At 50.6% G+C, this 23,984-nt stretch carries 20 protein-coding genes; 12 read left to right on the forward strand and 8 right to left on the reverse strand.

Annotated features, from left to right (window positions below; genetic code table 11):
• Positions 1-162: 162 nt before the first annotated feature.
• Positions 163-327: a hypothetical protein gene (locus tag AC6B99_RS01390; protein WP_155972812.1), complete on the forward strand. Its 165-nt coding sequence runs from the start codon at positions 163-165 to the stop codon at positions 325-327.
• A gap of 127 nt (positions 328-454) precedes the next feature.
• Here the strand turns inward: AC6B99_RS01390 and AC6B99_RS01395 are convergent, their stop codons facing one another.
• Together AC6B99_RS01395 and AC6B99_RS01400 are read right to left on the reverse strand one after the other, a co-directional pair.
• Positions 455-1,765, reverse strand: coding sequence for a sensor histidine kinase (locus tag AC6B99_RS01395; RefSeq protein WP_496662573.1), 1,311 nt, complete (start codon positions 1,763-1,765; stop codon positions 455-457).
• The gene (locus AC6B99_RS01400) at positions 1,765-2,442 is read right to left on the reverse strand and encodes a response regulator transcription factor (RefSeq protein WP_056030776.1); all 678 of its coding nucleotides are present in this window, start codon (positions 2,440-2,442) and stop codon (positions 1,765-1,767) included. Before AC6B99_RS01400 ends, AC6B99_RS01395 begins: the two co-directional genes overlap by 1 nt.
• A 397-nt stretch (positions 2,443-2,839) precedes the next feature.
• Here AC6B99_RS01400 and AC6B99_RS01405 point away from each other — a divergent pair, with 397 nt between their 5' ends.
• The 4 genes from AC6B99_RS01405 (at position 2,840) to AC6B99_RS01420 (ending at position 7,989) form a co-directional block, all read left to right on the forward strand.
• Positions 2,840-3,583 carry a VTC domain-containing protein gene (locus AC6B99_RS01405; protein ID WP_494880006.1) on the forward strand — a complete coding sequence of 248 codons (744 nt, stop codon included), beginning with the start codon at positions 2,840-2,842 and terminating at the stop codon, positions 3,581-3,583.
• Positions 3,576-4,259, forward strand: a complete 684-nt coding sequence (locus AC6B99_RS01410) for a DUF4956 domain-containing protein (RefSeq protein ID WP_494858898.1) — start codon at positions 3,576-3,578, stop codon at positions 4,257-4,259. The genes AC6B99_RS01405 and AC6B99_RS01410 overlap by 8 nt, the downstream gene beginning before the upstream one ends.
• 28 nt (positions 4,260-4,287) lie before the next feature.
• Positions 4,288-6,303 (forward strand): carbohydrate-binding domain-containing protein, encoded by a 2,016-nt coding sequence (locus AC6B99_RS01415; RefSeq protein ID WP_496662574.1) that lies wholly within the window; start codon positions 4,288-4,290, stop codon positions 6,301-6,303.
• A 294-nt stretch (positions 6,304-6,597) separates the two neighbouring features.
• Complete coding sequence (locus AC6B99_RS01420; RefSeq protein WP_494858902.1) at positions 6,598-7,989, forward strand: solute carrier family 23 protein; 1,392 nt, start codon at positions 6,598-6,600, stop codon at positions 7,987-7,989.
• An 86-nt stretch (positions 7,990-8,075) separates the two neighbouring features.
• Here AC6B99_RS01420 and AC6B99_RS01425 read toward each other — a convergent pair whose 3' ends face one another.
• A complete protein-coding gene (locus tag AC6B99_RS01425) occupies positions 8,076-9,155 on the reverse strand; it encodes a phosphodiester glycosidase family protein (RefSeq protein ID WP_056030754.1) in 1,080 nt (359 codons plus the stop codon).
• The gene (locus tag AC6B99_RS01430; protein ID WP_056030751.1) at positions 9,152-9,580 is read right to left on the reverse strand and encodes a hypothetical protein; all 429 of its coding nucleotides are present in this window, start codon (positions 9,578-9,580) and stop codon (positions 9,152-9,154) included. Before AC6B99_RS01430 ends, AC6B99_RS01425 begins: the two co-directional genes overlap by 4 nt.
• 262 nt (positions 9,581-9,842) lie before the next feature.
• Here AC6B99_RS01430 and msrB point away from each other — a divergent pair, with 262 nt between their 5' ends.
• From msrB to AC6B99_RS01460, 6 genes are all read left to right on the forward strand, one after another.
• Entirely contained in the window at positions 9,843-10,832 is a 990-nt protein-coding gene (gene msrB, locus AC6B99_RS01435; protein ID WP_056030748.1) for a peptide-methionine (R)-S-oxide reductase MsrB, read from the forward strand.
• A 22-nt stretch (positions 10,833-10,854) separates the two neighbouring features.
• Positions 10,855-11,427 carry a nitroreductase family protein gene (locus tag AC6B99_RS01440; protein ID WP_081418702.1) on the forward strand — a complete coding sequence of 191 codons (573 nt, stop codon included), beginning with the start codon at positions 10,855-10,857 and terminating at the stop codon, positions 11,425-11,427.
• A gap of 257 nt (positions 11,428-11,684) precedes the next feature.
• Positions 11,685-13,211, forward strand: coding sequence for a glycoside hydrolase family 43 protein (locus AC6B99_RS01445; protein WP_496662575.1), 1,527 nt, complete (start codon positions 11,685-11,687; stop codon positions 13,209-13,211).
• A gap of 151 nt (positions 13,212-13,362) precedes the next feature.
• Positions 13,363-15,114, forward strand: a complete 1,752-nt coding sequence (locus AC6B99_RS01450) for a histidine kinase (RefSeq protein WP_494858907.1) — start codon at positions 13,363-13,365, stop codon at positions 15,112-15,114.
• A gap of 16 nt (positions 15,115-15,130) precedes the next feature.
• Positions 15,131-16,741: a response regulator transcription factor gene (locus tag AC6B99_RS01455; RefSeq protein WP_496662576.1), complete on the forward strand. Its 1,611-nt coding sequence runs from the start codon at positions 15,131-15,133 to the stop codon at positions 16,739-16,741.
• Positions 16,742-16,893: 152 nt separating this feature from the next.
• Positions 16,894-18,411, forward strand: coding sequence for an ABC transporter substrate-binding protein (locus AC6B99_RS01460; RefSeq protein ID WP_235533049.1), 1,518 nt, complete (start codon positions 16,894-16,896; stop codon positions 18,409-18,411).
• Between the two features lie 80 nt (positions 18,412-18,491).
• Here the strand turns inward: AC6B99_RS01460 and AC6B99_RS01465 are convergent, their stop codons facing one another.
• The 3 genes from AC6B99_RS01465 to AC6B99_RS01475 are packed head-to-tail and all read right to left on the reverse strand — an operon-like array spanning position 18,492 to position 21,749.
• The gene (locus tag AC6B99_RS01465) at positions 18,492-19,547 is read right to left on the reverse strand and encodes a 2,3-diaminopropionate biosynthesis protein SbnB (protein WP_056030727.1); all 1,056 of its coding nucleotides are present in this window, start codon (positions 19,545-19,547) and stop codon (positions 18,492-18,494) included.
• The gene (gene sbnA, locus AC6B99_RS01470) at positions 19,544-20,512 is read right to left on the reverse strand and encodes a 2,3-diaminopropionate biosynthesis protein SbnA (protein WP_494858914.1); all 969 of its coding nucleotides are present in this window, start codon (positions 20,510-20,512) and stop codon (positions 19,544-19,546) included. Before sbnA ends, AC6B99_RS01465 begins: the two co-directional genes overlap by 4 nt.
• A 16-nt stretch (positions 20,513-20,528) precedes the next feature.
• Complete coding sequence (locus AC6B99_RS01475) at positions 20,529-21,749, reverse strand: phenylacetate--CoA ligase family protein (protein WP_056030721.1); 1,221 nt, start codon at positions 21,747-21,749, stop codon at positions 20,529-20,531.
• Between the two features lie 318 nt (positions 21,750-22,067).
• Between AC6B99_RS01475 and AC6B99_RS01480 the strand changes: the two genes are divergently transcribed.
• Complete coding sequence (locus AC6B99_RS01480) at positions 22,068-22,892, forward strand: YheC/YheD family protein (protein WP_494859697.1); 825 nt, start codon at positions 22,068-22,070, stop codon at positions 22,890-22,892.
• A 110-nt stretch (positions 22,893-23,002) separates the two neighbouring features.
• On the opposite strand, the gene AC6B99_RS01485 is transcribed toward AC6B99_RS01480, so the two are convergent.
• On the reverse strand, positions 23,003-23,902 hold the full coding sequence (locus AC6B99_RS01485; RefSeq protein WP_494858918.1) for a LysR substrate-binding domain-containing protein: 900 nt from the start codon (positions 23,900-23,902) through the stop codon (positions 23,003-23,005).
• Between the last annotated feature and the right edge of the window lie 82 nt (positions 23,903-23,984).

Here is a 23,984-nt window from a genome sequence, read left to right on the forward strand (position 1 = left end):
TGACAATATGATTTAAGGACTAAGCGCGACCCATTCTTTTACGAGCCAGCCTATTTGAAAGGATTCATAAAAATTGTCCGAAAATTCATATCCATTTAAGGTTGTATGTCTATAATTAATATTGTTCACATCCATATGGGACAGAAATGAGAGGCTACCACTATGAAAAAGACATTAGCAGCAAGCATGCTGATGATCAGTATTATGTTCAGCAGCACATTGGCGTCAAACGCAGCAGCAGCGGACAACTTGAATCGACTACAAGGCAACCAAAGTTCAATCGCGAGCGCACAACCAGATGGAGCGGACAACCCTGCTTCCAAATAGTCGAGCATACCTTAACGATTGCAAAATAGCCAAAAAAGACTGATGAACACTCATCAGTCTTTTTTGTACGTGTTTCCAGATGGAGCGGGGCGGAGCAACAACTTGCTGCTAACCCCGATAAATCCGCTCAAGATAGATGAACATAAAAGCTTGTAGACTCGCCTACTGTGCTTTTCGCGTAAATTTTCCCTTTATGCTGGTCGATAATGGACTTCGCAATCGCCAGGCCAAGGCCGTAACCGCCTTGCTTGCGCGCCCGGGAGGAATCGGTACGGTAAAACCGGTCAAAAATGCGGGTCAGATGCTCGGCGGCAATTCCTTCACCGGTGTTGGTGACCGCCAGCACAATATCGTTCTGCTGCTTCTGGAGCGACATGGTGACCGTTCCTTTGGCACTCGTATATTTGACAGCATTGTCCAGCAAAATCATCACGACTTGCTTAATCTGCTCACTGCTGCCCTGCACCATTAAATCGGGTTCAATGTCGTAGTCCAGAGACACATTTTTCTCAAAGATAACAGCTTCCATCGTTAAAATAATATTTTCAACCGCATCACTCATATTGAACTTGCTGTGGACCATGCTTGTTCGGGCATCATCCATTTCCGTTAAATACAGCAGGTCATTGGTCAGCTTCGTCATTCTTTCCGTTTCTGATTTGATGTAGTGCAGCCACTTCGCTTGGTTGTGAATGGTATCTTCACTGTTGGAGAGCAGCACATCCGTATTGGTGTTAATGATCGTAAGCGGTGTTTTCATTTCATGCGAAGCATCGGCAATAAATTGCTTTTGTTTATCGAACGCTTCTCTCACGGGTCTGATCGACTGATTGGCGAAGAAACGGCTGGTGAAAAACAAGATGATCAGCATCGCGAGCCCAACGACAGAAAACGTATAAATTAAATTGGTCAAAATATCTTGCTGGGCAGTGACGTCAAGGAAAACCAGATTATAGCCTTCATTCGTCTGCTGCTTGAGAAAAGCCCAGTGGCCCCCATCCAAGCTGAACTGTCCGGTATTTTTAGTGACCGTCGAAGCCTCCTGCACCGCAGCTGCATAAAATTCACTGTCCATTTCGAATGGAGAAGTCGTGCTTGTAATGTTCCACTCAGCATCTGTTTTAAGCGAAAAAGCAACTGAACGCTCTGGACGTGAATCCCCATTATCCATAGGCCCGCTATCCATAGAACCTTTATCTATTGCCCCGTTATCTAGAGGTGCAGAAGGAGATTCGCCCTTGTGTCTGCCGGAGGGGGAAGCATCAGAACCGCCTGAGGGCTTCTGATAAAAATCGGCTACCCGGTGAATCTCATCATTAATATCTGCCTGCACATTCCGGTACGTAATGACGTAAATGGAAGCGAAGGCGATCAACATGACTACCGAAATGATGACCAAATTCACGATCAGGAACCGATTTCTGAGCTTCGTGAACATTAGGCAGTCACCTCTAATACATACCCTACGTTTCGAATCGTGTTAATGCGTACGGACGAATGCAGGAATGTAAACTTTTTCCGTAAAAAAGAGATATAAACCTCCACATTGTTGTGCTCCGCTTCTGAATCAAAGCCCCAAAGCTTCTCAATAATCAACTCCTTGGAGGTAATCGCCTGCTTCCTGACGATCAGCAGCTCGAGTAGAGCACTTTCCTTTAAATTGAGCTTTATTTCTTTATCTTTAACGGAAAGCTTCAAATTCGACGTGTTTAATTCGATATCCCCGAACTTTAAGGCATCCTCCGGCAGCACCTCGCCTTTGCGTCTTAGTGCAGCCCGTATTCGGGCAAGCAGCTCCTCGGATGAAAAAGGCTTGGCGATATAGTCATCCGCCCCATGATCAAGTCCAGCCACCATATCGGTAATTTCTCCTTTTGCGGTCAGCAGAATGACGGGGGTGGATACGCCCTCTTTACGGAGCTGCGTCAATACGCTGATTCCGTCCATTTCAGGCATCATAATATCAAGCAGCAGCAAATCATAAATGCCGCTCCGCGCATAATCGAGCCCAGAAACGCCATCATGGACCGCATCAACGGAGTAATTATGCTTCTTTAATATTTGGCTTAAAGCTTCAGCTAAATGAAGCTCATCTTCTACAATTAAAATTCTCATGGCCAGTCATCCTTTATATATAGGTTGTGTATGAAGGTGAAACGGCTGTCGCCGTCCTTGGCGGCTCGGCGCATTTCATTCTGAGAAATATAGAGAAAGGATAACGAAATGATATCCTTTCCTATATTTTTAATAAGGCCATTATATCAGGATTACCTTTAGTCAACCTTAATGTTTGCAGCGGAAAGGGGAATGGCGATCGGAAGCCGATCTTTTCATGAAGTGAAGCCCCATTCGCACCACTTTTTTTAAAATTAAAATTTTGTAAATTCATTTAAGTTTCGTTAAAGGTTTGGGGACTAAGATACGAATATAGCAAGCGAGAACAGGGCGCAAACAACGAACCAGATCGCCAAGCGAATAACATGCGAGACCAAATAGAGAGGATTTGAACGATATGGCCATTGAGGTTTTCAATCGATACGAGAACAAATATTTGCTCGATAGTGTTGCCTACCGCAATTTTTACCTTCAACTGCTGGAATACATGGAACTGGATGATTACAACAAGCAGCATGAATTTTACTCCATCACCAACTTGTATTATGACACTGAGCATGATGCCTTGATTCGCAACAGCCTGTCCAAGCCGAAGTATAAGGAAAAGCTTCGCCTGAGAGCTTACGGCACTCCTAAGGAGGATGCGAAGGTTTATCTGGAAATTAAGAAAAAGGTGTTCGGGCTCGTTAACAAAAGAAGAACGGGACTGAAGCTGAACGAAGCCTATGAATTTGTCCGTACGGGACTTCAGCCAGAGCTGCAGGGGTACATGAACAAGCAGGTGCTGCAGGAAATTACATATTTTCTTCAGCAATATGAATTGCAGCCTAAAGTGTATCTGGGCTATGACCGCAAGGCGCTGTTCAGCAAAGAGAATCGCGACCTCCGCATTACCTTCGATACGAATATTAATTGCCGGCGATATGATCTGAGGCTTGAGAGCGGCAATTATGGCGAACCGCTGCTGGAGCCTGGACAATGGCTCATGGAAGTGAAGGCAGAGAAGACGATCCCAATGTGGCTGTCGAGAATGCTGTCCGAGCATCAGATGTATCGCACAAGCTTTTCGAAATACGGCAATGAATACAAAAAAATGCTGAAAAACAGCAAGCTAGAAATGGAGAGTGTCCTTTATGCTTGATTCTCTTTTTTCCACAACGCTCACGACAACGGATTTGACCTTTAGCTCAGCCGTTATCACGATTTTGTTATCCCTTGTTCTTGGCGGAATGATCAGCTACACCTATATGAAAACGAATCCGAATGGCTACTCGCAAAGCTTTACACTAACAATGGTGCTGCTGCCCGTCATCGTGGCCATTATCATTTTGCTTATCGGCAGCAATATCGCTAGAGCGTTCAGCCTTGCAGGAGCGTTCTCGATTATCCGGTTTAGAAGCGCGCCGGGCGATCCTAAAGATATCACCTTTGTATTGTTCACCATGGCAGCAGGGCTTGCCTGCGGAGTTGGCTCGTTCGGTTACGCGATATTGTTCACGATTATCCTCTGTGTACTCATGGTTATCCTTAACCGCGTTAAGTTTGGAGTAAGAAAGACGCTGCAAAAAGTGCTGAAAGTAACAATCCCGGAAAATCTGGGGTATGAAGAAGCATTTGCTGAAGTTTTTGCCCAATTCAAAGTAGGTTACGCGCTTAGCAAGATTCGAACGACTGAGCTAGGCAGCTTATACGAGCTGGTTTACACCGTGACCATTGATGAGCAGACGAATCAAAAGGAATTCCTCGATGCGATTCGCTGCAGAAACGGCAATCTGGACATTTCATTAACGATGAGCCCTACCACGTATGATTTTTAAGCAAACCAAACCCGAGAGGATGATTCATATGAAAAAGAATAAATTTCGCGAGATGCTAGGTGTTTTGCTCATTTGCTCGGTCGTATTATCGGCCTGTAGTACTTCATCGCAAGCAGCAACAACATCAGCGGTTACTGCAACAGCCACTACCGCAGCAGCTGCGGCGAGTTCACAAAGCGGCGAGACCACTGCTGCCGCGCCAGCAAGCGTTGCCGTATCGGATGTAGTAACGTTCGATGAGGCGGACAAGGCGGTGGATTGGAGTGCCGAGACGTCGACGGCCATTAAGCTGAACGGAACAAGCGCAGCGGTTACCGGCTCAGGTGCAAAAGCTTCGGGCAGCACCGTAACGATTTCGGCAGCCGGCACCTACGTTCTAAGCGGAACGCTGAGCGACGGGCAAGTTGTCGTGGATGTACAGGATGATGGGGACGTTCATCTCGTGCTTAATGGAGCTAACATTCATGATAACGACAGCGCTGGAATCTACATCAAGGAAGCGGGTAATGTAGTCATTACGCTGCAAGAAGGTACGGAAAACACGATCTCCGATGGTGAAACCTACGTATTCGCGGATGCTGCTACGGATGAGCCAAGCGCAGCTATTTTCAGCAAAGCGGATCTGACGATTAATGGCACAGGCAAGCTGACGGTAGTCGCAAGCTACAATGATGGAATTACAAGCAAAGACGATTTGAAAATCGTATCTGGAACCATCGATATCACGGCTGCGGATGACGGTATTGTCGGTAAGGATATGGTTGCTATTGAGGAGGGCACGGTAACGATTAAAGCCGAAGGAGACGGCATTAAATCGACCAATGACACCGATGAGGGCCGTGGATTTATCGCCATTGCAGGTGGAACGTTCACCATTGAAGCGGGCAATGACGGCATTCAAGCTGAAACGGCGCTGATTGTGGATGGCGGCACCTTCAATCTCGTAACAGGGGGAGGCAGCGTGAACGGTGAAGTGAAGCAGGAGGAAGGACCAGGCGGCATGGGCATGCAAAGAGGCGGTATGAATGCCACTTCGGCAACCGGCACATCCCAAGGCGCAGCGGCGACAGCAACTACGGAAACGACAGAAACCGAATCAACGAGTGCTAAAGGGCTGAAGGCAGGCGGAGATATGACGGTCAACGGCGGTACCTTTACGGTTGATTCCGCAGATGATGCCTTGCACAGCAACAGCAATGTGACGGTAACAGGCGGCGAAATGGAAATCGCGACTGGTGATGACGGCATCCATGCTGACGCACTGACAACGATTGCCGGAGGCAGCATTAACATCACGAAAAGTTACGAAGGCATTGAAGGAGCAAACATTACGATCTCCGGCGGCGAGACGCATGTCGTTGCTTCCGATGACGGCATCAATGTAGCGGGCGGCAGTGATGAAACGAGCGAGGCGGCAGGAGGCCGGGCAGATCAGTTCAGCGCATCCTCCAGCAACATGCTTACCATTAGCGGCGGATATGTGACTGTGGATGCTGCAGGCGATGGACTTGACTCCAACGGCTCGATTACGATGACGGGCGGTACGGTTATTGTGAATGGACCAACGGGCAACGGCAATGGTTCATTGGATTACGACGGCAGCTTTGACATTAGCGGAGGAACGCTTGTGGCAGCAGGAAGCTCAGGCATGCTTCAGGCCACAGCTGATGATTCCAGTCAAGCCACAATCGCTATGACGTTCTCCCAAGCTCAGCAGGCAGGTACGCTAGTCCATCTTCAAGATAGCGAAGGCAACACGATTATGACCTTTGCCCCATCGAAAAACTATCAAGCTGTAGTCATTAGCTCACCGGAGCTTGCGCAAGGCGGTTCCTACACTCTCTACACAGGTGGAAGCTCGACCGGCAGTAATACAGATGGCATGTATACGGATGGTGCCTATACAGGCGGAACGAAAGTGACCGATTTCGAAGTCTCAAGCAGTGTAACTTGGCTGAATGAATCCGGAGTAACGACTGCCAGCAGCGGAGGCGGCTTCGGCGGCGGCGGTGGAGGCGGAAGACCTCAAGGCGGAGGCCGATAATAACGGAAATAGATAAAAAAATGCCCTTTCGGACATCTTATCCGAAGGGGCATTTTTTGCCGTTAGCCGCATTTTCTTCAAACGCTTTCATTTTCGGAAGGTTGCGATTAAAGGGACGGAATTAAGGTCGTTATCAGAAAATTCGCAATGAAACCCGAATGATTAAAGAGCGCTTATTGTAAATGTTCGTTTTAAATCATTGACAAACAAGGAAGCAATTGATTAAAATGAGTTTCTAAAAATAGATGCATCAGTGCGCAGTATAATTTGACTTGGGGAGGCTAGTGAATAGCGATGGAACGATTTTTTCGCTTGAAAGAGCATGGTACGAACATTCGTACAGAGATTATGGCAGGACTGACGACCTTCATGACCATGGCGTACATACTGGCTGTAAATCCGATTGTGCTCACACCAGCCGGATTTGACTGGGGAGCCGTATTTTTGGCCACGGCACTGTCAGCAGGTATTTTCACGATTGCCATGGGGCTGTTCGTTAATTTCCCCGTAGCTCTCGCGCCCGGAATGGGGCTTAATGCGTATTTTGCAGCTACGGTTATTTCTTCACAGGCGACTGGAAAACCGATTTCCATCGCGATGGGACTTACAGCGGTTTTTATTTCGGGTATTATTTTTATTATATTGACCGTGACTCAAATCAGGCAAATGCTGATTACAGCCGTACCAGACAGCCTTAAGCATGCGATTACTGTCGGTATCGGCTTGTTTATTGCGATTATCGGCCTGAAGGGCAGCGGCATTATGACGATTGCCGTATCCAGCTTCACGGATATTAAGCAGGGCGCTTATACCGACGTATCGGGCTCGGAGACGGTTATTCACCTTGGCAGCCTGCACAATGGTACGGTAGCACTCACGGTTGTGGCGCTGTTCATTATCGGGATTATGATGGTGCTTCGCATTCCTGGGGCGATTTTGTGGGGAATTTTGCTCACGACGGCCATTGCGATTGTTATCGGTCAGGTGAACGTCAGCGAGAAACTGAGCGGACAAACATGGGTGCCTGATTTTTCAAAAATGAATTTATTCCACTTTGATTTCCCTGGTGTATTGGAAGTTGGCCTCGTGACCGTCATTCTGACGTTTACGTTCGTCGAGCTGTTCGATACCTTCGGAACGCTTGTCGGCACGGCGAACCGCGCTGGCTACATGAAAGATCCGGTGGAAGGCAAGAAGCGCATCGGCAAAGCGATGTTCGTCGATGCTATCGGCGTTAGCGGCGGCGCAATGCTCGGAACGAGCACAGTGACAGCGTTTGTGGAAAGCTCCTCCGGTATCGCTCAGGGCGGACGTACAGGCCTCACCTCGGTTACGACAGGTATCTGCTTCCTGCTGGCTGTGTTCCTCTCGCCGCTCGTTGCACTTGTGCCTCCAGCAGCTACGAATGCGGCTCTCATTATTGTCGGCGTGCTGATGATGCAGTCGATCAAGGAAATTGATTTTTCGGATATGGTTTATGCGATTCCGTCATTTTTGACGCTCGCCTTGATGCCATTTACGTACAATATTGCGAACGGCATTTCGTTCGGTATCGTATCGTACGTTGTATTGGCCTCGGTTGCCAACCTGTCAGGCAAAGCAAAGGAAAAATACCATATTCACTGGCTCATGTGGATACTCGCCGTGCTCGTCATCGGGCGCTACGTATTCATGGGCGGCGAATAAACAACAAAAAGCGTTCAACCCGCTCATGCAGCAGGGTTGAACGCTTTTTTTACGTTTAATAAGGATAAAGAAATTCGTACAAGCCATTACTTGAAAAACAGGAAGCTCGTTGGCAGCTTGCGGAGCTGGCGATCGGAAGGGCTATTAATGACGCTGCCGTTCCAGATCAGCGACGAGGAGCCGCCGCCATCGAGATTAAAGCCATTAACGGCGCCGTAGCGCTTAAGTAAAATTTGCAGTTCTTCCAGCGTCGCGCCGGAGCTGCCATTCTCGTTATAGCCATCGGCGACGAGAAGTAGCAGCTGATTGTCCTTGTAGTTCGCGATGACCGTGCGAGGTGCGCGCTTGGGGCTATTTTTCCACTTATCGGGAATCGGCATGGCGGCACCATTTTGCAGCAGAACAGGCACGAACGAAGCGCCAAACTTCATGTGCTGGCTATCGAGCTGCGCCTTGCTCGTGAACTTACCGCCGACGAGCTCGTTATCCTCGTTCAAGCCGACAAAAAATAAATCGGCAAACGATGGCTCAAAGCCATTCACATATTCGCCGTCAATCATCGTCGTGCTTAGGGGGTAGCGAACGCCCTGAGCGTCTGCGAAGCCTCCGGCATTGATACCGATATACGCGCCGAGGCGCTTCACCGCTGCGAGCGTCGTCTCCGCGCCGCCATACTTGTCTCCGCCGAGCGACATTTTCATTGCATCGTCTGATTTCAGCTCGATTTTCACCGCGTAGCTTTGAAAGTTTTGCGTCTTGATTTGGAAGAGCTGGGCGCGAAGCTTGTCCGTATTAACGGTAGCCGACGGTGCTCCAAGCTTGCTCGTGATGAGCTGGTCGTAAATTTCAAGCGGTATGCGGGCTTGGGCAGCTGCGGTGCTGGCGATTTGCTTCATTTCCGCATTGGTCCGGTTATACAGCGTAATTTCCTTCTTAATCAGCTTTCCCGTCTGCTCGGCTGTTGTACGAGCCTGCTCCAGTCCCGCCGCTGTCTTCGAGGTGAAGGCTGCGGGCTCTTGCCGCTGCGCTTCAGCCTCGTGAACGGGAAAAGCAGTGGTGGACAGCTCAACGGCCACCTCCGACAGCAGCAGCCAAAGCAGCATGCCGAGAAAAGGGGTACACGCGAGCAGCATCGTCCTATTGAGTGCTTTTACGGATACATTCATTTCAACACATCCAGATTTTTTTGCAGTTCGTTCAGCTTCTTCTTCACTTCATTAAGCTGGGTATACAGCTTGTTGCTGTTGTCGGTCTTGGAGTCGGCATTATCCTTCGTAAAGGTCAACAGCTCATTCAAGGCATCCACCTTGGCATCGAGCTGGGCCAGCTCTTCCTTATAGGAAGCTTCCAGCTTGTCCATCCGCTGCGTGTAGTCCTGCTGCATCGCCGCGATTTGCGCGGACGTCTGGCGCTCCAGATCAGCTGCGACGTCGCGCTGGATTTTGTCGCTGTACCATTTGGCGCCCATAATGCCGCCGGAAATGAGAATGATCCAGACGATAACGAATACGAAAAAAGCGCGATTGCTCCGTTTGCGCCGCCGCAGCGGCTCATGGTGGCTGGAGAGCTCAGCTTCTTGCAAGTTGCTCATATTTTAACGTTCACCTCATTTTGAAAGTCATATTGTGTGCTGCAACGAGGCTGAACGAACTGCAATCGTAACCTGACTTATACGGCTATAGTATTGGACGGAAAAAAAGCCATTTTGTTGCGCGTGTCACTACATTGTAACAAAGAATAGGGCGCAGGTCTTGTTGTCCTTTTGCGGAGGCTGGCAGTTGAGGTATAATAAGGGTCAGGCGATTGTATAGCAGCAGCGGCTGCAGCAAGCCTGTAAAGGAGGCTGTATAGACATGTCAGTTGAGTTTAATGAAACCCAGAATGAGTCACCATCCTATGAAAAGGCGATATTCGCCGGAGGCTGTTTCTGGTGCATGGTTTCTCCATTCGAGGAGATGCCCGGCATTATCGAGGTAGTATCGGGCTATACAGGCGGTCATGTGCCGAATCCAACCTATGAACAAGTCTGCTCGGAGACGACAGGCCATACTGAAGCGGTGCAAATTACATTTGATCCGGCGATTTTCCCCTATGAGAAGCTGCTTGATGTTTTTTGGCAGCAGATCGATCCGACCGATCTGGCTGGCCAGTTCGCGGATCGCGGCAACTCGTACCGTCCCGGCATCTTTTATTATAGCGAGGAACAACGGGAGAAGGCGGAAGCCTCGAAGAAGGCGCTTGATGCAAGCGGCCGATTCGATAAGCCTGTCGTAACGCCGATTGAACCGGCGCAGCCTTTTTATTTGGCGGAAGATTATCATCAGGGCTTCTACCGTTCAAATCCGCAGCGCTACAAATCTTACCGCAAAGGCTCTGGACGTGAGGATTTCCTCGCAAACCATTGGCAATATAAGAAGAGTCTGGGAGAGCTGAAAGAGCGACTGACGCCTATTCAGTTCGAAGTGACGCAAAACAGCGGCACGGAGCGGGCATTTACCGGCGAATATTGGGATCATAAAGAAGAAGGCATCTATGTGGATATCGTGTCGGGAGAGCCGCTGTTCAGCTCGCGCGACAAGTTTGATTCAAGCTGCGGCTGGCCAAGCTTTACGAAGCCGATTCAGGAATCGAAAGTAACGGAGCACCGCGATATTAGCCATTTTATGATCCGTACGGAGGTCCGCAGCAAGGCGGCTGATTCGCATCTGGGGCATGTTTTTAATGATGGCCCTGGACCAAATGGCTTGCGCTACTGCATTAATTCCGCAGCTCTTCGTTTTATTCCAAAGGATCAACTTGAGGCAGAGGGCTATGGCGAGTATGCGGCCTGGTTGAAAGCTTAATTTGAGGAATGGGGGAATGGACATGCAAGTGGAAGAGGCTATAAGGGGAAGACGTACAATCGGAAGGGTCAAACAGGACCCGATTGATCGCCGTCTCATTGAAAAGCTGCTGGAGGCGGCTAGCTGGGCGCCGAGCCACCATAATACGCAGCCATGGAAATTTATCGTCATGACAGGAGAGGGCCGCGCCAAGCTGGGCGAAGGCTACGCGCGCGTTGCGCTGGCTTCACTGGAGACCGGCATAGGTACCGCTCTTGAGGACCGCCTGGCGAAGGAGCGCTCTAAAGCCTACCGTGCCCCTGTCGTCATTGGCGTCGTATGCTCGCCGGCAGAGGACCCGCGCGCTGTCTATGCGGAAGAGCTGGCGGCCGCGCATGCCGCTGTGCAAAACCTGCTGCTCGCGGCCCATGCCAATGGACTGGGCGCCATCTGGCGCTCAGGCGAGCCCATGTACCATCCGCTGATGAAGGACACATTTGGCCTTGATGCGGAGGAGCAGTTTGTTGCCCTTATTTATCTCGGATATCCCGATATGCAGCCATTGGAAGCGAAACGGACATCCGTCTCCGATAAGACGGTATGGCTGGAAGGGTAAAATGAATTATAGATTTTAATAGCCGAAGTCCCAAGCCTTCCTGAACCGCATTAGCATGCGGGGATGGGAGGCTTTTTGGCGTGGAATAGCAGCTTCAGGACACTTAAGCCGATAAAAAAGTCGTGAAACTGGCAGTGATAGGTCGTCCAAGCGGCGGCACATCGAGGGAAGGCCAGACTACAATGAAGAAAAACAGATGAGCAGCCTGGTGAATAACCGAGAGCTTGGTCACTGCCCTTCCAGAGGAGGAACTGAATATGCTATTTTCTAATCCTATATTAAGCGGTTTTTATCCTGATCCGAGCGTGTGCCGTGTCGGGGACGATTATTACTTGGTGACGAGCTCGTTTGAATATTTTCCAGGCGTTCCGATTTTTCATAGTACGGATTTGGTCAACTGGCGGCAAATCGGGCACTGCCTGACGAGAGAAAGCCAAGTACCCCTGCACGGAAGCCCAAGCTCCAGAGGGATTTTTGCGCCGACACTAAGGCATCACAATGGGCGCTTCTATATGATTACGACGAATGTATCGGTAGTCAAAAATTTTTACGTATGGGCGGACAGCCCTGAGGGCCCTTGGTCGGAGCCGGTATGGCTTGAGGATTGGCCGGGTATCGATCCGTCGCTGCTCTTCGATACGGATGGGAAAGTCTATATTACCGGAACGAGCGTCATGTTTGGCGGTGAGCTTCCGGGCATTTACCAGGCAGAGCTGGATTTGCAGTCGGGCCATCTGCTTAGCGAGCGGAAGCTGATCTGGGAAGGAACAGGCGGTTCCTTTCCTGAAGGGCCGCATCTTTACCGAATCGGCACGTGGTACTACCTCATCATTGCCGAAGGCGGTACCGAATACGGGCATATGGTCACTGCGGCGAGGAGCAAGGAGCCGTTTGGACCGTTTGAAAGCTGCCCGCATAATCCGATTTTGACGCAGCGCAGCACGGATAACCCGATACAGGCGACCGGACATGCCGAGCTTATCCAAATTTCCGAGCAGCAATGGTGGGCGGTGTTTCTTGGCATCCGCCCGATAGGCTACCCGGCGGCGCATCATTTGGGCCGCGAAACGTTTGGCGCGCCAGTGACTTGGACTGCGGACGGCTGGCCGATCATTGGCAACCATGGCCGGGCGGCATTAGAGCTGGAGTCACCGTCATTGCCGCTCTGCGAGCGGGAAGCGTGGCAGGAGCTGGATCATTTCAATCAACCGCAGCTCGCGCTCAGTTGGAATTTTTTGCGGAATCCGAGCGAGTCAAGCTGGTCGCTTGCGGAGCGTCCGGGCTGGCTGGCGCTGCACGGCAGCGCCTATACGCTGGACGATACGGAGTCGCCTGCATTTGTTGGCCGGAGGCAGCAGCATTTTAAGGCAAAATGGTCGACTTTAATGGCATTTCAGCCGCAGCAGGACGGAGAGGAAGCGGGGATGACGGTGCTCATGAATGAGCGCTACCATTATGAAATTGCACTCGCCAGGCTGGAGGGCAAAAATCGGGTGATTTTGCGCCGCCGGATCGGAAGCCTTTGGAAAATTGAGCATTCGGCGGATTACAACGACTCACTTATCGAGCTTGGCATTGCAGCAAATGAAACCCATTATACGTTTACCTACTCAGTACCGGATGGGCAGACGCATGTATTAGGAACGGGAGAATGTGCCATGTTATCCAAAGAGGTAGCTGGCGGCTTTACAGGGGTGTATGCCGGACTTTATGCAACGGGAAATGGAGAAAACAGTACAGCGCCAGCGTATTTCGACTGGTTCAAATATGAAATAGAGGCATAGCAGGAAGCGTATGGCAGCTGGGAGCGATTTTCGACAAAGGTTTCGACAAATTTCCCGATAAAGATTGATCTTCCTTCCTAGAGCGTGCTAAGTTTCATGATAATGGCATTGAAATTTTGGCTCATTATCGCGGAGAACGGGGGGCTTGTGGATGAACAGTCGATTGAAAATTTTATCGTGGAGCTCGATCCGAACGAGATTGATTACCAGCGTTTTACTATTTACTTTGCCGCTCATCGTATTGCTGCTGTATAACAGCTTTTATTCGATTGATGTCGTGCGCAATCAGGTGGCCAACTCGAACCGGAATATGATGACCTTGTATATGGATCAGATTGACCAGAGCCTCGAGGATGTTGATCAATATGTGAACAGCATCGCCGCTGTTGATCCGGATTTGCTCGTAATGGGCACGACAAGGCAGCCGGATGAATATTATATGGCGAAAATCAGCCTGTCCAACAAGCTGTCGCAAGCGCTGGCGATTTATAAAAGCATGGATGCTTTTTTCGTCTATTCGGATCAGGAGAAGGAATTAATGCTTAGTCCGCAAGTAGGCAGGCCCTTCGGAGAACGGGAAAGAATGCGGGGGTTTTTGAACCAGGTGATGCTCGACAAGAACAGCAACGGAAGCTTGCTGAATACCGCTCATTGGAAAATTACGCAGTTGAATAATCAATATTATATTTATCATATCGTGGAATCGGGCGGCAGCTATATTGGTGCCTGGGTAAATGCCAATCGATTAATTGGCGCGCTGGGATTGATTGATCTGGGTGAAAAGGGACAGTCGCTGCTGACGACGAGCGATGGAATCCCGCTAACGACGTCCAGTCTGTTTCAGGAACATGGTATTGAGCTCAATCATAGCTTGGCTGATTATTATATGACCGGGGATAAAACCCGGTTTCTTGTCGTAGGCTCCCCTTCGCTTCGAGGGGATTTTAATCTAGTTGCGGTCATACCAGATGAAAAAATACTTGAAAATCTCCCTTATTTGCGGAGTCTGATCACCTTTGTCGCGCTGGGCTCGCTGATCATTTTACCGCTTGGACTGCTTATGCTGCGCCGGGAAATATTGATCCCGCTGAACCGGATTTTGGCGGCGATGAAGCGGATACGTGAAGGCAATCTGGACGTCCGAATCAAGGCCGCTCCAAGCGCCGAGGAATTCAAGCTAGTTAACGAAACATTCAATACGATGATGGCGGATATTCAGCAGCTGCGTATTGATGTATACGAGGAGCAGCTGAGCAAGCAAAAGGCGGAATTGCAGCATTTGCAGCTGCAAATCAATCCCCATTTTTTCATGAATTCTCTGAATATGATGTACAGCCTTGCCCAGGTGCGCAATTATGAGCTGATTCAAGAGCTGACGCTGTGTTTGGTAGGCTATTTCCGCTATATGTTTCGCAGCAATCTCAGCTTCGTTTCCTTGAAGCAGGAGCTGGATCATGTAAGCAACTATGTCCGCATTCAGGAGCTGCGTTATCCGGACAGCCTGACAAGCAGCATCGAGGCGCCTGATTATATGATGAATGCCAGCCTGCCGCCGCTCATTATTCAGTCCCTTGTTGAAAATGCCGTAAAATATGCCGTAACGCTGGATGAAGCGGTGCATATTCATATTCGCATCGAGCTTCTGGATACGACCGATGAACCCAAAATGCGAATTGTCGTGCAGGACACCGGCAAAGGCTTCGAGGAAGAGGTATTGAAGGAGCTTCAGGAAGGAAGAAAATTAATGAGGGAACAAGGCGGTCAGGTCGGCATTTGGAACATTTGCGAACGGCTGCGGCTGCTTTATGAAGGCCGGGGGCAAATATCATTCGCCAACGCTCACGGTGGAGGGGCGATTGTTGAAATCATCCTGCCGATGAATGCGGAAGCGGAGCATAGCTAGCGAAGGGGGAGTTTACATGTATTCGGTACTCATTGTCGATGATGAAGTGCATGCGGTCAAGGCGATTGAATCGGCCATCGATTGGGACAAGCTTCAAGTGAGCGAAGTGTATACCGCCTATAATATCCGCCAAGCGAAGGAAATATTCGATCAGCAGGCCATCGATCTGATGCTGTGCGATATTGAAATGCCGCAGGGCAGCGGATTGGAGCTGCTGGGGTGGGTGCGTGAGAAATACCCGAAGACGGAGTCGGTGTTTCTGACCTGCCACGCCGATTTTGAATTCGCGAAGCAGGCGATGAAGCTCGGCAGCCTTGATTATATTCTCAAGCCGATTCCCTATGCGGAGCTGGAGAAGGTTATTGTCAAAGCGACCAACAAAATCAATAAGGACAGCGAGCTCGCCCAGTTCAGCGAATACGGGCAATATTGGTTTAAGCAGCAGCCGATTATGACGGAGCGGTTTTGGCTGGACATTTTGAACCAGACGATTCCAGCTTATGAAATCTCGATTAAAGAGGCGGCAACTGAGCGTTATTTGCCCTATATGGAGCATTTGCGGCATTTGCCGATTCTGATCTCGGTTCAGCGCTGGCGCAAAAAGCTGTCGGTACGCGATGAAAAAATTATGGAAATCGCCCTGCGCAATGCGGCGGAGGAGACGATTTTGAACCATGGCGCTAGCGGACATTTGGTGCAATGGGAAAAAGACAAGCTCGTTGCGCTGCTGCCGATGGAGATCAATAATCAGCCGGAGCTTGCGGCTTTGCGAGACGCCTGCTCCTTGTTTATTTCGGCTTGCAATGCCTATTTCTATTGCGATCTTTCCTGCTACATTGGCGAGCCCGTGCCTAGCTACCAGCTGTCGGCGATGGCAAGGCGGCTAGCCGGCCTCGATCAGAACAATGTTGCGCTTAGCAATATCGTTTTGCATACTAGCGGCAGATCAAGCCTGACGCCAGAGATGAAGCTGCCCGATTTAAGCCTGTGGGCCGTGCTGCTGAAGGAAGGCTCCAAGGACAAGCTGCTCGCGGCAATAGACGCTCATCTTAAGGAGTGCATTCGGCTGGGAACGCTTGATGCGAAGCGGCTGCATACGTTTCATCAGGATTTTCTGCAAATGATGTATTATATGCTCCAGTTGAAGGGTATTGGGGCCCATCAATTGTTTGGCGATGATGAGTCTATTGAGCTGTCGAGCCGGGCGAGCCGTTCGGTGACGGACATGTATGCCTGGATCGATCATATTGTGACCAAAGCGGCGGATTATGCGAAGTCTGTTGAAGAGACTCAGACGGTAGTCGAGCGGGTCATTGCTTATATTAAGCTGAATCAGAACAAGGAAATTACGCGCGAGGAGCTGGCGAATCATGTGTTTTTGAACCCAGACTACTTAACGCGTATTTTCAAAAAGAAAACAGGCTTGTCCATTTCCGATTATTTGCTCAATGAGCGTCTGCTTGTAGCGAAGGAGCTGCTGATGCAGACGGATATGCCGGTCAGCGCGATAGCGGTTCACGTAGGCTATGCGAACTTCTCGCATTTTTCAAGGATGTTTAAGAAGTACGCAGGCGTCAATCCGCTGGAATTCAGGCAAAACTATGAGCTCGAGCAGCAGGGCCGTTGAAATGGTCGGAAAACGCTTACCAAAAAGTCGTCTGCGGGGCAGTAGCGGGTATGGGGATTCTCTACAATGAGGATAGATTCACTCGTTAGAGACGAGCCGAATCTCGATACTATAAAGCATCGGGGGAATTACGAATGAGAAGGATAACAACAATGATTAGCTTGGTCCTCGTGCTGGGCATGGTGCTGAGCGCATGCGGCGGCGGCAACAAAGGCAGCAATGGAGAAGCGGGCACAGGCACAGCAGGAGCAACCAATTCGGGCGGCAAAACAGATGCGGCAGCAGAGCTTACCGTTGCGTATGTGACGTTCGGCAATACGCCTACTGACCTGCAGGCGGTTCAAGATGAGCTGAACAAGCTGACTAAAGAGAAAATCAATGCAACGGTGAAGCTTCTCCCAATCGGTATCGGCGCTTGGAACCAGCAAATGAATCTCATGCTTACGAGCAACGAGAAGCTGGATCTGATCGTAACGGGCAGCAGCGCGACGTTTGGTTATGCGCCGCAAGTAGCGAAGGGCCAGCTGCTTCCGATTGACGATCTGCTAGAGCAGTATGGACAAGGCATTAAATCGGCAGTAGGCGAAGATTTTATTAAAGCAAGCAGCATTGGCGGCAAAATTTATGCTGTGCCTTCGATTCGTGATTTGGCGGTCAATTATGGCGTGCTGGTCCGGAAGGATCTTGCTGATAAATACGGCATCGACGCCTCCAAGATCAACTCTCTTGACGCGTTGGAAGGAATGATGAAAACGCTGAAAGAGAACGAGCCGAGCATGGCGGCTATCTCTCCGGGAGCGGCTGGGCAATCGATTGCTGACTACCTGCTCAAGCTTGATAAATTAGGTGACGGCTTTGGCGTTCTGATTAACAACGGGCAGGATGATTTAAAAGTAGTCAACTACTTTGAGACGCCAGAATATGCGGAGCTGCTCAAGCGTATTCGCGGCTGGTATCAAGCCGGTTATATTTTGAAGGATGCGGCGACGAACAAAGAAGGCATCGCGGATTTGATTAAAGCGGGACGTACCGCTGCTTATGTGGCTAACCTGAAGCCTGGCATCGAAATGCAGGAATCGCGCATTGTGGGTACGACAATTGTGAAGGGTGAAATTACGGCTCCAGTTTCCAAAACAGAAACGGTAACTAACATTATGTGGGGCATTCCGCGTAATGCGACGAATCCTGAAGCATCCATGAAGTTCTTGAACCTGATGTACAGCGACAAAGATATTATTAACTTGATGGACTGGGGCATTGAAGGCAAGCATTATGTGAAAACCGATCAAGAGAACGTTATTAAATATGCAGATGGCGTAGATGCCAACAACAGTGGCTACAACCCGAATACAGGCTGGTTATTCGGCAACCAGTTCATGTCCTATTCTTTTGAAGGGGACAACCCGGATATTTGGAAAGAAACAGATGAATTTAACAAAAACGCAACAAAATCCAAGGCACTAGGCTTTACCTTCGATTCCGCGTCGGTAAAAACCGAGTTTGCTTCGGTAACGAATGTTCTGAATCAATACAAGCTGGGTCTGGAAACAGGTACGCTTGATCCGGACAAAACACTGCCAGAATTTATCTCCAAGCTGAAAGCAGCAGGCATCGACAAAATCGTAGCCGAAAAACAGAAGCAGCTTGATGCATGGGCGGCAGCGAAATAAAATAGGCAAAGCAATCTGGCACAAACACAGCAACCGCCAATCCTCCTCGTGAGGGTTGGCGGTTGCTTGTATTTTACCGATTACGCTTCGATTTCCAGACCAATGCCGAGCTCCCGAGCCTTTTGCACCCAATAGTTCGCTGTTGCAATATCAAAGACGGCCATTCCCATCGGGCAAAATAGAACGGGCTCAGCCGGATCGAATCCAGCAAGCGCGCTGCGGCATACGACATCGGCGAGCGAGCGGGTACCTTCTTTCTCCAGCCCCCGCTCCTTATGGAGCATTTCAATGTCGGTGTTTTCCCGGCATACCTCATCCCAATCATCGACGATGATGGCGTTTACGCTGCTCAAGGCTGCCGCGGTGTAGTCGCGCAGCGAAACGTCCAGCAGCAGGCTGCCTGGAAGGGGCGGAAGATCAATGTAGCGCTTGTCGCTTACCGTACAAGTAATAATGACGTTGCAGCGGCTGTATAGCTCTTGCCAGCTGCCTGCCACCTTCGTTCGTCCACGTAGTCCGACTTTCTTACCAGCGGCGGCATCGGTGACAGCAGTGCTGACAACATCGGCAGCAGTAGTTGCGGCAAGGTTGATATCGTCCAGCTCAACTCCGCGAATGTCATAAACATAAGCTTCATCGATTGTTTCGCCGAACAGCTGCCCGCACATGTCGTAATGCAGCTGGCCGACTGGGCCGAAGCCGATAATGCCGAGCGTTATGCGATGCGGCTTGCTTGGCTGCTGCGCGCTGCGCGCACGCAAATATTGGCGAAGCAGCACAGCGCTAACGGCAGCTGTCCTTGCTGCGCTCGGCAGCGGTGCATGGACAATCGCATACGGCTTGCCCGTGTCTGCATCATTCAGCACCAGCAGGCTGTGCGCTCTGGGCAGTCCGGCATGAAGGTTGCCAGGAAAGCTGGCAATCCACTTTATGCCGGCTGTATGCATGCTGCCACCGACATAGGCGGGCATGGCAATGATTCGGTTTGCCGCATGGCCGCCGTATCGCAAATATGGCTTTACCGGCTGGGCATAATCGCCGCTATCCATTACATGCACCGCATCTTCAATCTGATCCGCCAGCTCCTGCCAATGGAGTCCAACGGCACGGATATGTTTTTCCCCAAGGTAAATCAAGCTCGTTCCCCTTCCTCATGGTGGAATTGCTGCTGAACCCAATCATCATTGTAGACCGTATCCATATAGCGTTCGCCGCGATCATGTAAAATAACGGTGCAAACAGAGCCATCTGGCAGCTCATGCATCATCGATTGAAGGGCAAAAATAACGGCGCCGGACGATGGCCCGGCCAAAATCGCCTCCTGCTTCACCAGCATCTGGCAGCCAGCAACTATATCGGCATCGTTCACTTTTATCGCATAGTCCATAAATCGGCTTTGCCCGAACGGAGGAACGATGCCGGCTCCGAGGCCCGGAAACAATCTGCTCCCGCTGACACCGCCAAAAATAACGCTGCCCGCCGCATCGACCGCCACAATTTTCGTATCCAGCTTATGGTCGCGGGCATACAGCGCGCACCCGAGCATAGTGCCGCAGGTGCTGACGCCGCCAACGACATAATCAACCCGGCCCAGCGCCTGGACAATTTCCTGCATGGTGCCCTCATAATGCGACAAATAATTATGCTCATTGTTGTATTGATTCGGCCAGTAGCTGCCCGGAATGTCGGCAAGCAGCTGCTGAACGCGGTTCAGCCTGGCAGGCAGAAACTCGCCCGTGTCTGGGTCTGGCTCCTCAACGAGCTCAATGTCGGCGCCATAAGCGCGCATAATGCGGATGTTTTGCTGCGTCGTTCTAGGGTCTACGACGCTAATAAACCGCATTCCGAGATAGGAACAGATCGCGGCGAGGCTGATTGCCATATTGCCCGAGCTGGATTCGACGATGACAGAGCCGGGCCCGATGCGGCCCTGCTCCAAGGCCGCAGCAATAATGCGAGCGGCGGAGCGGTCCTTCGCGCTGCCATTCGGGTTAAGCATTTCCAGCTTGGCATGCACGGTAATTCCGCGATCATTCGCAAACAGCTTTGACAGTTGGACGAGCGGCGTCTGACCGATACAAGAAAGCCAATCTTTTCTCATGGGCGATTACCGCCTCCTAAAAATAAAGTTTTTTCGACTTGACCGCTCCCCGCTCAAGCGTCTCATCCTCCGCTGCCCGCGTCACCACGATGCCGGACAGCATGCGCCCCCGAATCATTTGGCCAATCGCTTCAATTTTTTGCTCAATGGCTTGCTGAATAACGGCAAGCATGCTATCTTCCAAAATTTTGCTGCGAATATGGATGGACAGTTTATTGCCCTGCAGCCGGACGCGCAGCTCGGCGTCATTGACGAATTGCTGGACGACGCTTTCGATGTCGTAGAGGCTTATTTTTTCCCCGTGCTTCAGATCGGTTCCGATCCGTTTCGAGATACAGCTGAATGTTTGCCTTACCTGTCCATCAATCGTGACAGTGCCGAAATCCCTAACCACATCGTAGGTGACATAACGGACGGCGGGAAACAGGGTACGCTTAAATGACGTAAGCACAAGCACCGTTTCATTGTCATCGAGCGTATCAAAGCGTGGATCTACTTCGTCTGCGCGGAGCGCTTCGGCATGAATGCCAGCATCTAGCACATAAACGCTATGCTCGTGAGAGTAGGAAGCAATGGCGCCGATCTCTATGGAGCCGTAGGTGTCGAGAATATCGCTTGCGCCGATGCCGAACCGTGCAGCCATATTGGCCTGCCAGGCTGGCGGCGCAATTTCGCCGACAATAATGATTTTTTGTATGCCGAAGGCCTTCGGATCTGGTGCGGCGGCAGCGATGGCATCGAGAATGGAAGGCATCGTATACAGCAGCTGCGGGCGAAAAGTGGCGAGGCGCTTGATATGCTCCTCTATCGGCAAGGCGAAGGAAAGCGAGTCTGCTTGGAAGCCAAGCTGCTGAAAAATCGTAATGGCGGTGCTAGCCGCATGTCCCGTTCCCATATCGGCGAGCGCCCTTGTGACAACTGCCGGGCCCCTTGCCAGCCACTCCCGGAAGCAGGCCGCTTTGCTGGCGATATATTGCTCGTCATCCTCCGGAGAATAATAAATCGCTTTACGTATGCCGGAGGACGTTCCCGACGTACGGTACACGGAGAGCCCGGGTTCCGTACGCAGCTCCTGCGTGAAATAATGCGCCTCCAACCTGTCTGCCGTCATCAGCGGCAGTTCTGGCAGTATGGCGGCGTTTGGATCAATGCCTCGCTCTGCAAGCAGCTCTCCATACCAAGGATGAAAATGGCAAATAAGAGCAAGCTGCTGCTGAATCGTCTGTTTTGGCTCCATCTATGCATATGCCTCCTAACTAATGGACCGCTGGCGGTCACGTATTGGGAATCGAAGCAAAAACGACTTTGTCGTCCTTCTGGGACGAGCGAAGAGCTTTGCCCTAGAATTCTAAGCGGATATAAGGATGAAACTTATAAATTCTTAGAATCGAACAAACATTCTGACAGGCTGCCTTAATTAAGCATATGAAGCCGCAGCATGATGGTTCGTTCTATGCCGACAGCGGCCTACAACCATTTTTGAAAAGGTTCGTATGCTAATAGAGAATTGGAATGGAGGGGTAAAGTGACGAGGAACAGAAAGTTAGCGAAGGGTTTGCGAGCAAGGAGCCATAGTGGCAAGGGAAGCAAAAGTGTACGTACTAAAGGTGGAATTATTGGGGGTAAGTGGAGCAAAACGATTGCGATGCGGAAGGATCTAATGCTGAAGAAGCACATCCCGCGGACAAAGTTGGCGACGAAGGACAGCTTGCGCAGCATGCTGAAGCAATACGGAATGGTCTATGTGAAGCCGTCACATGGCTCACAGGGGCGCGGGGTCATGAAGATGCAGAAGCTGGGGGCGAAGTACACGTATCAATTAGGTTCGAAAAAATCGACCTTCACCACTTACGAGGCAGCTTACCGTTCGATTCATAAGGAAATGAAGGGGAAGCGATATTTGGTGCAGAAGGGCATTCGCCTGCTAAAGCATAAAGGACGCCGTTTCGATATTCGGCTTATGGTGCAGCGCGCACCGCAGGGCGGCTGGGCAGCGACCGGGACGCTTGGCAGAGCGGCCCATCCGGGCAAAATTGTAACAAATGGCAGCCAAGGCGGCTCGATCTATTCGACCGTGCAAGTGCTTAAGTCACATGCTGGGCCAGCAGGGCGCTGGAAATTGCTGAAAAGCATGGATCGGCTTGGCCTTCGTACAGCGCGGCTGCTGCGCGGCATTTCTCCCGGCATCAAGGAACTGGGCCTCGACTTTGCCATCGATGCGAAGCTAAAGCCATGGATTCTAGAGGTGAATACCGTGCCGGCCGTTTGCCCGTTCTCGCTGCTTGCCGATAAGTCCATGCTGCGCCGTATCGTCCGGTATGGCAAAGCCTACGGAAAAACCTACCAGCTGAAATGCACCAAGGCGAAGCGCGGAAAATAAGCGAGGAGGCCGTGTCTATCGCGAACGGGTGACCTTATGTTTGGCCTGCCAAGGAGGCAGGCCAGGCGTAAGGCCTTTTTTTCAGCCTGCTTGTTTCCCACGGCAGTGGCCTACTTGAACGTATATTCGTGCTCAAAGCGATTGATAAAATAATCCATCACCGGCGCATTCGGCCGGTTTTGCGCCCGAACCCAGCCAAAGTGGACAGGCTGCTGAAAAAAATCTTCAATTTCCAGCATCGCAAATTGCCGGATCGTTTCGTTGGCGTTTTGCCTAAAGGAATAGTCGTGGCCGATCGAGACGGCCAGCCCCTCCAGCAAAGCGCTTTGAATGGCGACATCGTAATCGGTTCGAAACAGCACCTCCACGGGCCCGTGCTGCCTGGTAAAATCATGGATGAACTGGTCGACGTGGTCGTCCTTGTACAGGACGAATGGGTATTGCCGCAATTCCTCCGGCGATATGGTAGCTCGGGAGGCAAGCGGAGATTGGGCGCCAATGAGTGCGACCATTTTTCCCTTGCACAGTGAATGAAACGAGAGACCGTCTATCGGCAGCTTGTCTTCCCGCATGGCAATCATGCCGAGATCAGCCATCCCCTCCCGCACGCTGCCAAGCGTATTCAATGAGCCATCCTCCGTTACCTCGATGCGGAGAGCGGGATGCTCCTTTTTCAGCCAGGCGATCACTTTAACCATCGTCTTCATTTGGGCGGGCATCGTGGACAAGCGAAGCTCGCCGCTTAGGCTGCTCAGATTGCTAGCGGCTTCGAGGCGGATTTCCTCGATTATTTTGGCTGCTTCATGCACTTTTTTTATAATGGCTGCACCCTCAGCAGTAGGCAAGGTTCCGGTTCGGGCACGTTTGAACAGCTTCAGCCCGAGTTCTTTTTCAAGACTAGTGAGGGATTGGCTGAGGGCAGATTGGGAAATATGAAGATTCGCCGCTGCTTCGGATAAGGATTTGGATTTGCTTAGTTCGACGACATACATCAACTGCTCAAGGTTCATAGGTCGCTTCCTTTACATAAGTTTTGCTTAATTAAATGTAAGTATAATTAAATATATTTAATTTAACAACAGGAGTACAATA

The organism is Paenibacillus liaoningensis (genome assembly GCF_059609455.1).

Coding starts and splice junctions, on each gene's coding strand:
- AC6B99_RS01390 (WP_155972812.1), top strand. CDS start 163: ATGAAAAAGACATTAGCAGCAAGCATGCTGATGATCAGTATTATGTTC.
- AC6B99_RS01395 (WP_496662573.1), bottom strand. CDS start 1,765: ATGTTCACGAAGCTCAGAAATCGGTTCCTGATCGTGAATTTGGTCATC.
- AC6B99_RS01400 (WP_056030776.1), bottom strand. CDS start 2,442: ATGAGAATTTTAATTGTAGAAGATGAGCTTCATTTAGCTGAAGCTTTA.
- AC6B99_RS01405 (WP_494880006.1), top strand. CDS start 2,840: ATGGCCATTGAGGTTTTCAATCGATACGAGAACAAATATTTGCTCGAT.
- AC6B99_RS01410 (WP_494858898.1), top strand. CDS start 3,576: ATGCTTGATTCTCTTTTTTCCACAACGCTCACGACAACGGATTTGACC.
- AC6B99_RS01415 (WP_496662574.1), top strand. CDS start 4,288: ATGAAAAAGAATAAATTTCGCGAGATGCTAGGTGTTTTGCTCATTTGC.
- AC6B99_RS01420 (WP_494858902.1), top strand. CDS start 6,598: ATGGAACGATTTTTTCGCTTGAAAGAGCATGGTACGAACATTCGTACA.
- AC6B99_RS01425 (WP_056030754.1), bottom strand. CDS start 9,155: ATGAATGTATCCGTAAAAGCACTCAATAGGACGATGCTGCTCGCGTGT.
- AC6B99_RS01430 (WP_056030751.1), bottom strand. CDS start 9,580: ATGAGCAACTTGCAAGAAGCTGAGCTCTCCAGCCACCATGAGCCGCTG.
- msrB (WP_056030748.1), top strand. CDS start 9,843: ATGTCAGTTGAGTTTAATGAAACCCAGAATGAGTCACCATCCTATGAA.
- AC6B99_RS01440 (WP_081418702.1), top strand. CDS start 10,855: ATGCAAGTGGAAGAGGCTATAAGGGGAAGACGTACAATCGGAAGGGTC.
- AC6B99_RS01445 (WP_496662575.1), top strand. CDS start 11,685: ATGCTATTTTCTAATCCTATATTAAGCGGTTTTTATCCTGATCCGAGC.
- AC6B99_RS01450 (WP_494858907.1), top strand. CDS start 13,363: ATGAACAGTCGATTGAAAATTTTATCGTGGAGCTCGATCCGAACGAGA.
- AC6B99_RS01455 (WP_496662576.1), top strand. CDS start 15,131: ATGTATTCGGTACTCATTGTCGATGATGAAGTGCATGCGGTCAAGGCG.
- AC6B99_RS01460 (WP_235533049.1), top strand. CDS start 16,894: ATGATTAGCTTGGTCCTCGTGCTGGGCATGGTGCTGAGCGCATGCGGC.
- sbnA (WP_494858914.1), bottom strand. CDS start 20,512: ATGAGAAAAGATTGGCTTTCTTGTATCGGTCAGACGCCGCTCGTCCAA.
- AC6B99_RS01475 (WP_056030721.1), bottom strand. CDS start 21,749: ATGGAGCCAAAACAGACGATTCAGCAGCAGCTTGCTCTTATTTGCCAT.
- AC6B99_RS01485 (WP_494858918.1), bottom strand. CDS start 23,902: ATGAACCTTGAGCAGTTGATGTATGTCGTCGAACTAAGCAAATCCAAA.